Here is a 14,626-nt window from a genome sequence, read left to right on the forward strand (position 1 = left end):
ATCAGGCCAGGGTGAGGCGGGCCGCCTCGGCGATCGCCCCGGCATCGATCCCGTAGTGGCGATAGAGGTCGTCGCGCGCGCCGGACTGGCCGAAGCCGTCGACCCCGAGGGCGACCTGGGGCACGCCCAGCGCGACGCCGAGCCAGGCGAGCGCGTGCGAGTGCCCGTCGAGCACGCTCACCACCGGCACCTCGCCCTCCACCTCGTCGGGCGGCATCAGCGCCCGGATCCAGGCGCGGGCCGGCCGCCCGGTCCTCCGAGTCGGCGCCTCCAGCCCCGCCCGCCATCCGTCGTAGCAGCGGCGGGCGCTCGTCAGGGCCAGGACGTTGGCGAAGATCCCCTCCGCTTCGAGCGTGCGGCTGGCCGCGACCGCCTCCGGGATCATCACGCCGGTAGCGACCAGGTTCACGACGTTGGCGCCGGGCTCGTAGCCGGGACGCGCGCGGTGATCGATCAGCCGGTACCCGCCGCGCAGGACCTGGGCCCGTAGGGCCGCCTCCCCCAGCCGCCCGACCGCGGGGTCGAGCAGGGCCTGGTCCACGAGCTTGGTCGAGAGTCGGAGGTAGATGGCCTGCCCGTGCTCGCGGTCCTGGATCTGCCGCAGCGCCTCGAGCAGGAGCCATTCCACCTCCCGGGCGAAGGCGGGCTCGAAGGCGACGAGGTTCGGCACCTCCAGCCCCAGGCTCGGGGTCAGGACCGACTGGTGGGCGCCGCCCTCGGGGGCGAGCGTGATCCCGGAGGGACTCGCGACGAGGATGAAGCGGGCCCGGGAGTACGTGGCGTGGAGGAGCGGGTCGAGCCCGCGCGGCAGGAAGCAGTCGTAGAGGGTCCCGATCGGCAGGAGCCGGCGACCCGTCAGCTCGGGGGCCAGGCCCAGCACCGAGAGCAGGATGAAGAAGGACGCCTCGCCGATGCCGAGCTCGATGTGCTGGCCGCCGGGACTCTCGCGCCAGCGCACCACCGAGGCGAGGCCGTGGCGCTCGAATGCGTCGTCGCGCTTGCGAGCGGCATAGACGCCGCGACGGTTCACCCAGCCCGACAGGTGGGTCGTCGTCGCCACGTCGGGCGAGAGGGTGACGAGGACCCGGCTCAGCTCCGGATCACGTCCCAGCGCGGCCAGCACATCGCCGAAGGCCTCCTGGGTCGACGTCTCGGGCCGGAGCGGGAGCTCGAGGCGATCGGGAATCGGGATCGGCGGCGGGTCGGTGTACGGGCGCGGGAGCCCGATCCCGGCCGCCATCACGTGCCGGATGTAGCGGTCCTCCTCGCTGCCGGACGGAAACGGCCGGAGCTCCTCGCCGTCCGCCACGCCGAGTTCGCGCTGCATGGCCTGAAGCTGGTCGGCCGTGACCTGGGCGCCGTGGTTCAGCGGATCGCCGGCGAACGGGAGCCGCCAGCCCTTGAGCGTCCAGGCCAGGATGGCCACCGGCCGGTCGGCCACCCGATCGGCCTCGGCGAACGCGGCCACGATGGCGTCGAGGTCATGGCCGCCGAGATCCGTGAGGAGCGCCCGAGCCTCGCCATCCTCGAGCCTGTCGAGCGCCGCCCGCACGTCGGCCGGCGCGCCTTCCAGGAGCGCCCGGCCGGCCGCCGCCGGAGGAAGCCGCAGGAGGGCGTGGTACTCGAGGTTCTCCATGGCCTCGAAGCGGGCGCGAAGCCACGCCCCACCCGGCGCGGCGAAGCGCGCCCGGAGGCGGCCGCCGAAGCGGAGCCGGATCACGTGCCAGCCCAGGGCGCCGAAGAGCGCCTCGAGCTGGCGGCTCCGGCGGTCTCCGACCACGCGGTCCAGGCTCTGGCGATTCAGGTCCACCACGACGATGTGACCCGCCAGGTCGGCCATCGCCTCTTCGGTCCAGGCCTCCCACACGCTCCCCTCGTCGAGTTCGGCGTCGCCGACCAGCGCGATGTTGCGCGGGCGCCCGATCGTCGTCGAGGCCGCCGGCGATCCCGGGGCCGGCTCGCCCGGGCCGCCGAAGTGGTCGGCGACGTACCGATCCACGAGCGCCGCGAAGGCTGGCGCCACCGCGCCCAACCCCATCGAGCCCGTAGAGAAGTCGAACCAGTCGGGGTTCTTCGCACGGCTGGGATAGGCCTGCAGCCCGCCCAGCGCGCGATACCGGAGGAGCGCCTCGGGCGGCAGCAGCCCGCGCAGCACCTGGATCGCGTAGAAGATCGGCGCCGCCGTCGGCTTGACGGCGATGCGGTCACCGGGCCGCAGCAGCTTGAAGTAGAGGGCTGTCAGCACTGTGAGGACGGAGGTCGAGCTGGACTGGTGCCCCCCGACGCGCTCCGGCGACGGGTTCGCCCGCCGGGTGTTGGCGTAGTGAATCGTATAGGTGGCGAGCCAGAGCAGCCGGTCCTGGATGCGCGCGAGGATCCGGCGCTCCTCGGCGGTCAGATGGCTTCCGGCCGGCGTCGGCTCCATGGGATGAGGTATCTTACCGCGTAGCCACGCGCCATCACCAGGGAGGAGGTTCTCATGAGCCAGCCGACTCCGACCGCCGACCGGGCGCCGCAGGGCATCCGGCGCGGTCTCACGCACTACGGCGATCCCGCCTTCAGCCTCTTCATCCGGGGCGCCTATGCCCGCGGCGCCGGGCTCACTCCGGATGACCTCGAGCGGCCCATCGTCGGCATCGCCCAGACCTGGAGCGAGTTCAATCCCTGCCACCGCCACCTCCGCGAGGTCGCCGAGGCCGTCAAGCGCGGCGTGTGGCAGGCCGGCGGGCTCCCGCTCGAGTTCCCCACGATCTCGCTCGGCGAGATCTACCTCTCTCCGACCAGCATGCTCTTCCGCAACCTGATGGCCATGGACACCGAGGAGATGATCCTCGGCCAGCCCATGGACGGCGTCGTCCTCCTCGGCGGCTGCGACAAGACGCTGCCCGCCCAGCTCATGGGCGCGGCCAGCGCAGACCGCCCCGCGCTCGTCGTGACGGCGGGGCCGATGCTGGCCGGGCGCTACGAGGGCGCCCGCCTCGGCGCCTGCACGGACTGCCGCCGGTTCTGGAGCGAGCACCGGGCGGGGACGCTCGACGCCGCCCGCCTCGAAGCGGTCCAGGGCGAGCTCTTCCCTTCCACGGGAACGTGCATGGTCATGGGGACGGCGAGCACGATGGCCGCGCTCACCGAGGCGCTCGGGATGACGCTCCCCGGCATGGCGGCGATTCCGGCGCCGCTGGCCCGGCGGCTGCGGCTGGCCGAGGCCGCCGGGCGCCGGATCGTCGAGATGATCCGGGAAGACCTGCGCCCCTCGGCGATCCTGACCCGGGCGGCCTTCGAGAACGCGGTGCGCGTCCTGATGGCGCTCGGGGGCTCCACCAACGCCGTGGTCCACCTGCTGGCCATCGCCGGGCGCGCCGGGGTACCGCTCGGCCTCGACGACTTCGATCGTCTCGGCCGCTCCACGCCGGTCGTCGCCAACGTGCGTCCCGCGGGGCGCTACCACATGGAGGACCTCGCCGAGGCGGGGGGCATCCCCGGAGTGATGGCCGTCCTCCGGCCGCTGCTCCGCGAGGACGCCCTCACCGTGACCGGCCGGTCGCTCGGCGCCGTCCTCGACGCCACGCCGGCGCCCGGGGCCTGGCAGGACGTCATCGCCCCGCTCGAGCGCCCGCTCAAGGCCGACGGCGGCCTCGTGATTCTCCGCGGGAGCCTGGCCCCCGGCGGCGCCGTGCTCAAGGTCTCGGCGGCGACGCCCGCCCTCCTGCGCCATCGGGGGCCGGCCTGCGTCTTCCGCGACCTCGCCGACCTCACGGCCCGGGTGGACGAGGCGGCGCTACCCGTCACGCCGGAGAGCGTCCTCGTCCTCCAGAACGCGGGACCGGTGGGAGCGCCGGGGATGCCCGAGGCGGGCTCGCTGCCGATCCCGGCCAAGCTGCTGGCGGCGGGGGTGCGCGACATGGTCCGCGTCTCCGACGCGCGGATGAGCGGGACCGCGGGGGGCACCGTGGTCCTTCACGTGGCGCCGGAAGCCGCCGTCGGCGGGCCGCTGGCCCTGGTCCGGGACGGCGACGAGATCCTGCTGGACGCCGGGGCCCGGCGCCTCGATCTCCTGGTCGAGGACGCCGAGCTGGCGCAGCGGCGGGCCGCCTGGCAGCCGCCCGCGCCGCCGCCGGCGCGCGGGTACCGGCGGCTCTTCGTCGAGCGGGTCCTCCAGGCGTCCGAGGGGTGTGACTTCGACTTCCTGCGCCCGGCTCCCGTCGGCCGGCCGCCATCAGGTCCTGGGAGGAGCTGAGGCGATCCTGAACGGGGCCGCTGGCGTGCCGCGCCCGGGGTGGACTATCCTGACAGGGCTCATGAGGGAGGGTGTGACCAGGGTGGACCTGATGCTGACGCCGCCTGCCTCTGCGGCCGCTCCGCTCGTTTGAGCGCCAGCGAGGGCCGAGGACGCCGAGCTGCGATGGGCCCCGGGCCGGGGCCCGCTCACCCCAGGCGCTGGCGGGCGGCGTCGGCCCGGGCGGGATCGAGGGCCCGGGCCCGCTCGGCCTGGTGGCCGCAGGCACAGCCGAGGAGGCCCGCCGCGTAGAGGTCGAAGTTCTCCTCGAGAAGCGCGCCGATCATCCCGGGCAGGAGCTTGTCGCCGACATTGCCCACCATGACGCCGCACCGCGCGCAGCGGAGGCGGTAGTAGGTCCCGTAGGTCACCGGGGTCTCGAGCTCGATGCCGAAGCGCGCGTAGGCCGCGCGGATCTCGTCCACGAGGTCGCTCATGCCTCGGCCCGCCCCTCGCCCCGGAGCTTCCGGGCGATCTCGTCACGGAGCGCCTTCTTGGCGATCTTGCCGACCGCGGTGGCCGGGAAGCGCTCCACCACCTCCAGGCGCTCGGGGAGCTTGAACCGGGCGATCCGCCGGGTCTCGAGGAACCCGGTGAGCTCGGCCAGCGTGAGCCGGGCGCCGGGCCGGAGGACCACGTAGGCGCAGGCGCGCTCTCCCAGCAGGGCATCGGGCATGGCCACCACCGCCGCGTTGAGGACGGCGGGATGGGCGAGGATCAGGTTCTCGACCTCCTCGGCGCTGACCTTCTCGCCGCCCCGGTTGATGAGGTCCTTCTTCCGCCCTTCGACGACCAGGTTCCCGCTGGGGTGGCGGCGTACCAGGTCGCCCGTTCGGTAGAACCCGTCGGGCGTGAACGCCGCCTGGTTGTGCTCGGCGGCCCGATAGTAGCCGCGCAGCGTGTACGGACCCCGGCAGAGAAGCTCCCCGGCCTCTCCGTCCGGGACCGGGCGGCCGTCGTCGTCCACGATCCGGATCTCGTCGTCGGGGGAAACAGGCCGGCCCTGGGTCTCGACGATCACCTCGGCCGGGTCACCCCGGCGCGTGCAGCAGAGCAGACCCTCGGCCATCCCGAAGACCTGCATCAGGACGGGCCCGATGTCGGCCAGGATCCGCCGCGCGGGCTCCGGGTTGAGCCGCGAGCCTCCGACCGCCAGCGTGCGGACCGAGGAGAGGTCCGTGCGGCCGAGACGGGGATCGTTCAGCCACGTGATGGCCATGGCCGGAACCGCGGGAATCCAGGTCACGCGCTCGCGCTCGATCAGCGGGAAGACCGTCTCGGGGTCGGCGGCCGGGGCGAGGACGATCCGGGCGCCGACGAGGACCGCGCCCTGGATCCCGGGACAGGCCAGCGGGAAGTTGTGGGCGACGGGCACCGTGACGAGGAGGACGCTGTCCCGGTCGAAGTTCGCGACGCCCGCGAAGCAGAGCGAGTTGTAGAGGTAGTCGTTGTGCGTCCGCGGGATCACCTTGGGCAGGCCCGTCGTCCCGCCCGAGAGCTGGAAGACGGCCGGCGCGTCGGCGTCGGGACGGAGCTTGGCCAGCGTCCCCGGCGGCCTCCGCGCCTCGATCGGGTCGCCGAGGAGGTCGGCGAGCCCGGTCATGCCGGGCCCCGCGCGGTCGCCGACGACCAGGATCTCGCGGAGGGCGGGCAGGCGCTCGCGCAGCTCGGCCGCCATCGCCACGTAATCGAACTTGCGGAACTCGGACGGGATGAGCCAGGCGGCGGCGTCGGTGAAGCGCGCCAGGTACTCGATCTCGGCGTGGCGATGGGCCGGCAAGCACGTGAGGGGGATGGCGCCGACCTTGAGGCAGGCGAGGTAGGCGACCACGAACGGCCAGACGTTGGGAAGCTGGAAGACGACGCGCGCGCCCGAGGCGATTCCCCGCTCCGCGAGGTGCAGGGCGAGCCGATCCACGAGCTGGCCGAGCTCACGATAGGTGAGCCGCCGGGCTCCGTCCACCACCGCTTCCCGCTCGGCGTGCCGCGCGATCGACCGATCCACCGCGTCACCGAGCGGAACGTCGGCCCAGTACCCGCGCTCCCGGTAGCGCCGGGCGACGTCGGGCGGCCAGCCGACGATCCCGTCGAGCATCGGCTACTCGTCGTCGTCCGCGTCGGCCGCCGCCTCGGCGCCGAGGACCGACCGCAACGCTGGCCCCGGCCCGCTGGCGGGCGTGGCCAGCCAGTCCGCCTCGGCCCAGGCGAGCGCGCGCTGCACCTGCGCGGCGGCGCGCGGATAGTCCCGCGCCTCCAGCGCGATCAAGGCGTCGCAGAGGAGATCGTGCAGCTCGAAGTACCGGAGATCCACGTACGGGGCGGGGGACGGCGCCGGGCGTCAGAGGAACCGGCGGTGCTTGCGCTCGTCCGGAACGTCGAGGCCGAGGGTCTCGAGCTTTCGGTCCACGTAGCGCTTGTAGGCCTGGCGGATGTCGGCGTTCCCCACGCTCTTGAGCCCCCACTGAATGAACTTGGGCACGTTGGGAGAGTCGGAGCGCCCGAACATGTCGAGGGCGGCCGGATACCACTTCCCGAGGAGGTGCTGAGCGAGGATCCTCCCCTTCCGATCGCCCGCGATCTGGGAGAGGAAGTAGTAGCCCATCTCCGAATGCCCGAGCTCGTCGCGCTCGACCGTCGCCGCCATCTTGGCCAGGGGGACGTAGCTCGACTCCCGCCAGTCGCGGGCGTGGAAGGCGCCGTTGAGGTCGACGAAGAAGTGGAAGTAGGCGTCGTCGGCCCACGTCTCGCGCGGCAGGTGGAAGGCGTAATGGGCGTAGGGGACGTCCTTGAGCGCGAAGCTGCGGTCGAGGCCCACCGCCAACCGGTGGAACATGATCGCGTGCTTGAGCTCCTCGGCCAGATACTCCGCCTTGAGGAGCTTCGTCTCGGGAGTGGGGAACATCGCCTCGGCCAGCTCGAGGCAGGTCCCCATGAGCCCGAGAAAGCTCTTGTTGCCGGCGCGCTCCCCCTCGTGGCGAAGCATGCGGAGCAGGAGGCCCTTGTACTCCTCGGGCAAGGGGTCGCCCTCGTCGAACCGGTAGATGGGGCGACTCACCGTGCAGGTGAGCTTGGGGAGGGGGTCGCCCTGGGCATAGCGCTTCCGCCAGAAGGGCCACAGGTCCGTGCGCCCGCGCTCTTCGGCCTCGGCGATCGTCGTCATCTCGCTCATCGCCCGTCGCCTCCCTGGGACTACCTTAGCAGAGCGCGGGACGGCCGAACAGCGGGCTCGGGCCCTTCGCCAGTCTCGCCGCTCGCCATCGGCGCGCCTTGCGCGTGTCCCCGACTCCTTGCTACCATGCCGGCGCGACGTGGAGCGCCTCGCTCGGATCGCCGTGTTGCTGGCCCTGGTCGGGCTCTGGCAGCTTCTCTGGCTCTCCGGTCTGCCCGACTTCGTGCTGAGCCCCGTCGAGGTCGCCCGGGAGTTCGCCGCCGCACTCCTCTCGGGGGAGCTCTTGCCCCACATCGGGGCGAGCCTGGCGCGCTCGCTTCCCGGATTTGCCCTCGGCTCGGCCCTGGGGATCGGCCTGGGCCTGGGGGCCGGCGTGGCCCGCGGCTTCGACGAGATGCTGAGTCCGGTGATCTTCGTGACCTACCCGGTGCCGAAGATCGTCATGCTGCCGCTCTTCATGCTGTGGTTCGGGATCGGTGATGCCTCCAAGGTCCTCGTCATCGCGCTGGCCTGCTTCTACCCGACCTTCATCAACGCCTACTACGGGGCGCGCTCGACGCCGACGCTCCTGGTCTGGTCCGGGCTGAACATGGGGGCGCGCCCGCGGCGGATCTTCTGGAAGGTCGTGATCCCGAGCGCCCTCCCGCTGGTCTTCGCGGGACTCCGGGTGTCGCTCGCCCTGTCGTTCATCCTGCTCTTCTCGGCCGAGATGATCAACGCGCGCTCGGGGCTCGGGTTCCTCATCCGGCAGTCCGAGGCGAGCCTGCGGTTCGACCTCATGTACGTCTCCATCGTGACGATCGCCATCCTGGGCTACGCGAGCGACCGGCTGCTGGCCGCCGCCCGGAAGCGCGTGCTGGCATGGCAGGAGGCGGCGGCGTGAGCGACGGCCCGGCCTGGGCCCGAGCGCTGCGCGGTCTCCGGCGGATCGCGCTGCTGGGGGCCGGGCTCCTGGCCTGGGAGGTCACCGCCCGCAGCGGGACGCTGAGCCCGATCATCTTCCCCTCGCTGGCGAGTATCCTCCGCGAGTTCGGCCTGCTGGCCGTGCGCGTGGACGCCCTCACCGAGGCCTGGCACTCGCTCTACCGGGCGCTGGGGGGCTTCGGGCTGGCCGCCGCCACCGGGGTGGGCATCGGGGTGCTGATGGGACGCTCCAGGCTGGCCGCCGGCGTCTTGGACCCGCTCTTCGCCGGGAGCTACCCGATCCCCAAGATCGCCCTGTTCCCCATCTTCATCTTCGTCTTCGGCATCGGCAGCCTCTCGAAGATCCTGCTCGTCTTCCTCGAGTGCCTCTACCCCATCGTCATCAACACCTACGCCGGCACCCGCGTCGTCAACCGGGTGCTGGTCTGGTCGGCCCTCAACATGGGGGCGTCCCCAGGGCGCGTCCTGTGGCGGGTCGTCGTCCCGGCCGCCGCACCCTTCATCTTCGCCGGGTTCCGGGTGGCCCTGCCGATCGCCATGATCGTCGTCATCATCACCGAGATGATCAGCTCCGCCGACGGCCTCGGCTACCTGGTGATCTATTCGCTGTCCTCGCTCAAGACCGACCGGATGCTGGCCGCGGTGGTGGCGATCGCGCTCCTCGGCCTGGCTCTCGACCGGATCCTGCTGCTCCTCCGCGACCGGCTGGTGTTCTGGGAGCGGCTCGAGTCCTACTACACGTGACCCTGCTCCGGAAGCCCGTTCAGACGCGGCGGTCGCTGGCTTCGCTCCGGATCAGGTCCCAGACGTGGTTCCGGTACTCGAGGCACTCGACCGACTTCTTCACCGTGATGTCGCGGGGACGCCCCAGCCGGACGGTGACCTCTTCCTTGATGCGCGCCGGACGCGCCGTCAGCACGACCACCCGATCGCCCAGGTACACGGCCTCCTCGATGTCGTGGGTCACGAAGATGATCGTCTTCCGCGTGCGCTCCCACAGGCGCGTCAGCTCCTCCTGCATCACCTCGCGAGTCTGGGCGTCCAGCGCCCCGAACGGCTCGTCCATGAGGAGTACCTTGGGGTCGAAGGCCAGGACGCGGGCCAGCGCCACCCGCTGCTTCATCCCGCCCGAGATCTCGGAGGGCAGGTGGCCCCGGAACTCCAGGAGGTCCATCAGCTCGAGGTACTTCCGCACGATGGCCTCGCGTTCCCGCCGAGGCACTCCCTGCGCCTCGAGCCCCCACTCGATGTTTCCGGCCACCGTGCGCCAGGGGAAGAGGGCGAACTCCTGGAACATCATCCCGCGGTCGGGGCCCGGCCCGTCCACGTCTTGCCCGTAGATCCGGATGGTCCCGGCCTCCGCCCTGATGAAGCCGCCCACGATGTGGAGCAGGGTGCTCTTGCCGCAACCCGAGGGCCCCACCACCGTGACGAACTCGCCCTCGCGGGCGGCGAAGCGGTCGAGGTCGAGGACCGGGAACCGGCGGCCGTCCTTGGTGTAGACCTTCTGGAGGCCCACCACCTCGAGGGCGAGCGCGCTCATCCGGCCGCCTTTCGCGTATGCCGCATACGTTGAGGCCCGCCGACGACCGAGGACGACCCGCGGCGACGGGTATCGGTCCGGGCCCGCTCATCCGGCCCGGCGCTACCTCGGCAGGTAGCTCAGGTCCACCAGCTCGTCCACGTTGACCGGCTTCTCCAGCCAGCCGAGCTTGTCCAGCATGAGGGTGCTGAGCCTCTTCAGGCTCGCCACGTCGACGTGGGCGCCGGGGTCCCGCTTCCAGTCGGCGTTCCGGAGATAGATGTCGAGCGGGGTGCGCACGAACCCCGCCTTGTGGAGGTCTCGCTTGGCCTCGGCGGGGTTGGCCAGGTAGTGTTTCGTCACTGCCACGTAGTCGGCCAGGAAGGCCCGGACCGCGTCCGGCTGGGCCTTGAGGAACTTCTCGCCGAACCACACGTCGAGCAGCTCGTGATCGAAGCCGACGGAGTCGACGGCGTTGAAGAGCGTGCGGAGGCCACCCTTGGCCTTTTCCGCGGAGTAGAAGGGCTCGACGAAGGTCCCGGCGCTCACCTTGTCCGAGCGGACGGCGGGCCCGATGGCGGGGAACGGCATGGGAACGACTTTCACGTCCTTGTCGGGAACCAGACCGGCATTCAGGATCGCCATCCGGGCCCACAGGTCGGTGGCGCTCTTGATCCCGACGATGGCGACCGTCCCGCCCTTGAGATCCTTGACGCTCTTGATCGGTCCGTCCTCGCGGACCATGTACTGCGTGGTGAACCATTCCTTGCCGGCAGCCTCCTGGCAGATGCCGGCCACCACCTTCATGTCCAGCCCCTGGGACCGGCCGAAGATCGCGGCCAGGCCGGGGGCGGTGCCGCCGTCGAGCTCTCCGGCCAGGTAGGCCTGGAAGCGCTCCGGGTTCGCCTGGAACGAGGTGAACTTCAGCCGGTACCGCTTCCCCTGGTTGGGAGTGAGGTCGGGGCGGGCGACCATCAGCCAGACCTGCTCCTCGGCCGCGAAGCCGTGGCCGAAGCGAATGAGCGGCGCCTCCGCGGCTCCGGCCCCGGCGGGGACGAGCAGGATCAGCGTCAGGATGCCACCGAGCGTGCGGCGGAGAGTCCGTGTCACCGCGTGCTCCTTTCGGGCCTCGACGCGCCCGGCGGGCTCGCCTCGCGCGGCGGGACGACCACGTCGAGCACGTACGGCGCCCCGCTCTCGACGGCGGCGATCGCGGCGGCCAGTCCCTTGGCCAGGTCGCGGGCCTCGGTGATCGGGCCTTCCCCCACCAGCCCCTGCGCGCGCGCCATCGCGGCGAGGTCCAACGCCGGGGCGTCCAGCCGCTGCCCGATCCACTTGTTCTCGACCGGCCGGCCGCGCTGCCGGGCCACGCGCTCCTGATGCATCTCGTCGTTCCAGTAGGACCGGTTGTTGGCCACGATCACGAGCAGCGGGATGCCGTAGTGGGCCGCGGTCCAGAGTGCGGTCACGCCCATCAGGTAGTCGCCGTCTCCCAGGATGGCCACCGGCAGCCGCCCGCTGCCCCGCAGCGCCAGGGCAGCGCCCACCGCCATGCCGGGCCCCGAGCCGATGCCGGCGCCGCCGTCGCTGCCGAGGTAGTCGAGCGGCGAGCGGAAGGCGCAGGCGTCTCCCGGCCAGCCGAGCGGCAGGCGGATGAGGCACATCTCTCGCGCTCCCACCGCCTCGGAGAGCGCGGCGGCGAGGTCGTGGAACCCCACGCCGCGCGCGTCCTTTCGCGGGGCCGGCCGGCGGGCCGGAGCCGGCGCCGGCCTGGGGCGTCGCGCCGCCGGGGCTCGCCGCCCCCCGCGCGGCCCCTCGAGGCGGGCGAGGAGGGGCGGCACGACGACGTCCGGCTCCGCGAGGATCGGGAGATCGACCGGCGGCAGCCCCTGATGATCCATGCTCCAGCCGTTGTGGACGTAGGCGTCCACCGAGCAGTGGATCACCGCCGCCGTGACGCGCCCGTCGCCCCAGATCTGCCGGAGGGTCCCGGCGAGGTCGACCCAGTCGAGGCTCAGGATCGCGTCGGCCTCGCGGACGAGGGCCCGGGCGTCCTCGGGAAGGAAGTGGCCGGGAACGGACGCGTGCAGCGGATGTGCCGTGGGAAAGGCGGCGCCGACCTTGAGATCGGTGAGCACGCGGGCGCCGAGCGCCTCGGCGAGGCGGACCCGGCGAGCCCAGTCGGCCTCGTTCCGCGAGACGCGCCCGGCCAGGATGAGCGGCCGTCGGGCGCCCCGGAGGCGCTCGGCCGCGGCCTCCAGCGTCTCGGGCCCCGGCTGGGACGGCGGGCCCGGCTGGAAGCGCGCCGGGTCGGGGATCGCCACCGCCGCCTCGAGTGGCGCCTCCTGCAAGGCGGCGTCGAGGCAGACGTAGACGGGACCGCGCGGGGCGGTGCGGGCGAGCAGGCTCGCGCGCAAGAGCGATTCGAGGGCCGCCGGGATCGAGGCCGGCTGGTCGTCCCACTTCGTGTACTGACGGACCAGCGCGCCCTGGTCCTGGGCGGTGTGGATCCAGTCGATCCACGGCCGGCGCCGCGCCGCGTCGACCGGCCCGGTGGCGCCGAGCGCGATGACCGGCACCCGGTCACACCAGGCGTTGAAGAGCGCCATGGTGGCATGCATGAGGCCGACGTTCGAGTGGAGGACGGCGGCCATGGGGCGCTGCGCGACCTTGGCGTAGCCGTGGGCGATGGCCACCGCGTGCTCCTCGTGGAGCACGAGGAGCAGCTGAGGATCGCGGTTCCCGAGGTAGTTGACGAGGCTGTCGTGGAGGCCCCGGTAGCTCGCCCCGGGGTTGAGGCTGACGTACTCGAGGTCGAGACGCCGGAGCAGCGCGGCGACGGCGTCGCTTCCCCAGGCCATGGGAACCCGCCCCGCGGCCTGTGGACGATCGATGTTCATGTAGGAATCTAAGCGGAGGCGGCGGGGGGTGTCAACGCTCGCCCGAAGCGGTGGTATCCTTCGCCCGTGAGTCGGCCCGGGCCCGACGCAGGACCCGATCACATGGCTGATCCCAGGGTACGGTCGTGAGCACGCTGGCGGCGGAGGCACTGGGGGGCCTGGTGGGGGTCGTGAACCTCGTCCAGGTCGCGATCCTGGTGGCGTTCTTCGCGCTGGCCGCCCGCGCCCTCCTCCTGCTGATGCTGGACCGACGGCGCTCACTCGCGGTGGGCGTCGTGCGGGTCTGCGCGGTCGGCCTCTTCCTGGCCCTGGGCCTGCTCTACGCCTCGTTCAGCGCCCCCCTGCTGGTCTGGGATGGCCCGGCGGCGGGGGCCGCGATCCTGACCGCGCTCCTGGTGCTCTCGGGAGTCGCCATGCGGCGCGCGATGGGCTGGGCGGAGCGGCGGCCAGGCGCGGCGGGATTCCTCGCCCAGCTCGTCCTGGTGCTGGCGCTCCTGCTGGTCGCCTCCCTGACCCTCATGCGGGCCGGCTTCCTGGCGCTGACGGAGGATCGCCCCATCCTCCTGGTGGACGTGACGGGCGAGACGGCGACGCAGACCGTCCGGTGGGCGCCGCCGGATCAGCCGGCGCGTGAGGAGCGGCTGCGCACGCACCGGGTCGTCTTTCGGACGCCCGACGGCGTCCCGGTCGCCGAGGCCTGGCTGTACGGTGACCAGGTCGGCGTCAAGGGTCGGGTGCTTCGCCTGTCACCGCTCCTGAACGCCGCCGGCGTTCCGAATCTCTTCGAGCTGCTCTTCGCCCACAACGGCTACGCGACCGCGGAGCGGCACGCCACTCAGCCCCACGTGGCGGTGTCGCTGCCGCCCGGCGGCCCCCTCGCCGTCCATCCCTGGTGGCGCCGCCTCCAGTCGCGGCTGCTCGAGCGGTGGGAGCGGGGGACCGCCGCCGATTCGTCGTGGGCGGTTCGATCCGCGACCATCGAGTCCACGTACTTCCCGCTGGCCGACGCCAGCGGAAAGCCGGTCCGGGCGACGTTCCGGCTGGTCCTGACGCCGGGCGGGCTGTCCTCGGGGTGAGCGCCGGGCCCTCACGCGTCAACACGGTGGCGACGAATCGGAGGGGCGATGAAGATCCCTGTATGATGGCGAGTGGGCCACGCGTGAGGCGAAGGTCGGCCAGGGCCCGTATTAGCCGCACGCCGACCGGTTGGCCGCCTGACCGGTGGTAGCCGTCTCTCTCGCAGTGACCCAGAAGTGAGGTGAGGCATGTCCCACCGAAGAGTCTCGGGGCTGACCGCAAGAATGGCACTCCTGGCGCTGCTCCTGGCAGTCCCGTGGCCGGCGCTTGCCGACGAGAAATTGCCCGCCGCGAATATCGCTCTCGAGGGCCTGTACCAGCGCCTGTCCCCCGGCATGACGTCCCAGGACGTCGCCCGCACGGCCGGACGAGAGACGATGCTGAAGCCCGGAAAGCAACCCCGCACCTGGCTCCTGTGGACGCCGCCGTTTGCAGGCCGGCCGATCGAGGTCCTGAGAACCGCCTTCAGGGATGGACGGTTGGCGCGAATTGAATACGAGAGCTTCGGGGACGAGTACCGACATCTGGTCAAGGGCGATCGTCGGATGGAGACGGACAGCGACCAGGTTACCCGGCTCTGGCGACGCAGCGCCGAGGTGATGGAGGCCGCCGAGGATTGCGGTGAGGCGCTCGAGGCGTTTCACCATTTGGTTGTCGGGCTGCAAGAACGGCTGACCTCACCGGAACAACAGGCCTGGGTGCGCGCGCTGCAACTGCGACGAGCGGCGCAAGCGGGCCTCGGCTCGCTCTCTCGCTAG

The 14,626-nt window shown here is 72.1% G+C and carries 13 protein-coding genes; 5 read left to right on the forward strand and 8 right to left on the reverse strand.

Annotated features, from left to right (window positions below; genetic code table 11):
• Position 1 precedes the first annotated feature (1 nt).
• Positions 2 to 2,425, reverse strand: a complete 2,424-nt coding sequence (locus VGW35_05085; GenBank protein ID HEV8307020.1) for a pyruvate dehydrogenase — start codon at positions 2,423 to 2,425, stop codon at positions 2 to 4.
• Between the two features lie 54 nt (positions 2,426 to 2,479).
• Between VGW35_05085 and VGW35_05090 the strand changes: the two genes are divergently transcribed.
• On the forward strand, positions 2,480 to 4,237 hold the full coding sequence (locus tag VGW35_05090; GenBank protein ID HEV8307021.1) for an IlvD/Edd family dehydratase: 1,758 nt from the start codon (positions 2,480 to 2,482) through the stop codon (positions 4,235 to 4,237).
• A gap of 188 nt (positions 4,238 to 4,425) precedes the next feature.
• Here the strand turns inward: VGW35_05090 and VGW35_05095 are convergent, their stop codons facing one another.
• From VGW35_05095 to VGW35_05110, 4 genes are read right to left on the reverse strand one after another with little or no spacing between them, the layout of a single operon-like run.
• Positions 4,426 to 4,713 (reverse strand): hypothetical protein, encoded by a 288-nt coding sequence (locus tag VGW35_05095; protein HEV8307022.1) that lies wholly within the window; start codon positions 4,711 to 4,713, stop codon positions 4,426 to 4,428.
• Positions 4,710 to 6,371, reverse strand: a complete 1,662-nt coding sequence (locus VGW35_05100; GenBank protein HEV8307023.1) for an AMP-binding protein — start codon at positions 6,369 to 6,371, stop codon at positions 4,710 to 4,712. Before VGW35_05100 ends, VGW35_05095 begins: the two co-directional genes overlap by 4 nt.
• 3 nt (positions 6,372 to 6,374) lie before the next feature.
• Positions 6,375 to 6,587, reverse strand: coding sequence for a hypothetical protein (locus VGW35_05105; GenBank protein ID HEV8307024.1), 213 nt, complete (start codon positions 6,585 to 6,587; stop codon positions 6,375 to 6,377).
• A 27-nt stretch (positions 6,588 to 6,614) separates the two neighbouring features.
• Positions 6,615 to 7,445, reverse strand: a complete 831-nt coding sequence (locus VGW35_05110) for a Phenylacetic acid catabolic protein (GenBank protein HEV8307025.1) — start codon at positions 7,443 to 7,445, stop codon at positions 6,615 to 6,617.
• A 139-nt stretch (positions 7,446 to 7,584) separates the two neighbouring features.
• On the opposite strand from VGW35_05110, the gene VGW35_05115 reads away from it, so the two are divergent.
• Positions 7,585 to 8,328, forward strand: a complete 744-nt coding sequence (locus tag VGW35_05115; protein HEV8307026.1) for an ABC transporter permease — start codon at positions 7,585 to 7,587, stop codon at positions 8,326 to 8,328.
• Positions 8,325 to 9,113 carry an ABC transporter permease gene (locus VGW35_05120; GenBank protein ID HEV8307027.1) on the forward strand — a complete coding sequence of 263 codons (789 nt, stop codon included), beginning with the start codon at positions 8,325 to 8,327 and terminating at the stop codon, positions 9,111 to 9,113. Before VGW35_05115 ends, VGW35_05120 begins: the two co-directional genes overlap by 4 nt.
• A 19-nt stretch (positions 9,114 to 9,132) precedes the next feature.
• On the opposite strand, the gene VGW35_05125 is transcribed toward VGW35_05120, so the two are convergent.
• The 3 genes from VGW35_05125 to VGW35_05135 all read right to left on the reverse strand — a co-directional run bounded on the left by VGW35_05125 (position 9,133) and on the right by VGW35_05135 (position 12,752).
• On the reverse strand, positions 9,133 to 9,912 hold the full coding sequence (locus VGW35_05125; protein HEV8307028.1) for an ABC transporter ATP-binding protein: 780 nt from the start codon (positions 9,910 to 9,912) through the stop codon (positions 9,133 to 9,135).
• A gap of 102 nt (positions 9,913 to 10,014) precedes the next feature.
• Positions 10,015 to 11,001: an ABC transporter substrate-binding protein gene (locus tag VGW35_05130; protein HEV8307029.1), complete on the reverse strand. Its 987-nt coding sequence runs from the start codon at positions 10,999 to 11,001 to the stop codon at positions 10,015 to 10,017.
• A complete protein-coding gene (locus tag VGW35_05135; protein HEV8307030.1) occupies positions 10,998 to 12,752 on the reverse strand; it encodes a thiamine pyrophosphate-binding protein in 1,755 nt (584 codons plus the stop codon). The genes VGW35_05130 and VGW35_05135 overlap by 4 nt, the downstream gene beginning before the upstream one ends.
• Positions 12,753 to 12,916: 164 nt before the next feature.
• Between VGW35_05135 and VGW35_05140 the strand changes: the two genes are divergently transcribed.
• Together VGW35_05140 and VGW35_05145 are read left to right on the forward strand one after the other, a co-directional pair.
• Entirely contained in the window at positions 12,917 to 13,867 is a 951-nt protein-coding gene (locus VGW35_05140) for a hypothetical protein (protein ID HEV8307031.1), read from the forward strand.
• A 225-nt stretch (positions 13,868 to 14,092) separates the two neighbouring features.
• Complete coding sequence (locus VGW35_05145) at positions 14,093 to 14,626, forward strand: hypothetical protein (protein HEV8307032.1); 534 nt, start codon at positions 14,093 to 14,095, stop codon at positions 14,624 to 14,626.

The organism is Candidatus Methylomirabilota bacterium (assembly GCA_036005065.1).
In the GTDB taxonomy this organism is placed as follows: Bacteria; Methylomirabilota; Methylomirabilia; order Rokubacteriales; family DASRDR01; genus DASYQW01.

Excerpts from the sequence above, each read along its gene's own strand:
- VGW35_05135 (HEV8307030.1), bottom strand. The coding sequence starts at position 12,752 with ATGGCCTGGGGAAGCGACGCCGTCGCCGCGCTGCTCCGGCGTCTCGAC.
- VGW35_05100 (HEV8307023.1), bottom strand. The coding sequence starts at position 6,371 with ATGCTCGACGGGATCGTCGGCTGGCCGCCCGACGTCGCCCGGCGCTAC.
- VGW35_05110 (HEV8307025.1), bottom strand. The coding sequence starts at position 7,445 with ATGAGCGAGATGACGACGATCGCCGAGGCCGAAGAGCGCGGGCGCACG.
- VGW35_05090 (HEV8307021.1), top strand. The coding sequence starts at position 2,480 with ATGAGCCAGCCGACTCCGACCGCCGACCGGGCGCCGCAGGGCATCCGG.
- VGW35_05145 (HEV8307032.1), top strand. The coding sequence starts at position 14,093 with ATGGCACTCCTGGCGCTGCTCCTGGCAGTCCCGTGGCCGGCGCTTGCC.
- VGW35_05085 (HEV8307020.1), bottom strand. The coding sequence starts at position 2,425 with ATGGAGCCGACGCCGGCCGGAAGCCATCTGACCGCCGAGGAGCGCCGG.
- VGW35_05125 (HEV8307028.1), bottom strand. The coding sequence starts at position 9,912 with ATGAGCGCGCTCGCCCTCGAGGTGGTGGGCCTCCAGAAGGTCTACACC.
- VGW35_05095 (HEV8307022.1), bottom strand. The coding sequence starts at position 4,713 with ATGAGCGACCTCGTGGACGAGATCCGCGCGGCCTACGCGCGCTTCGGC.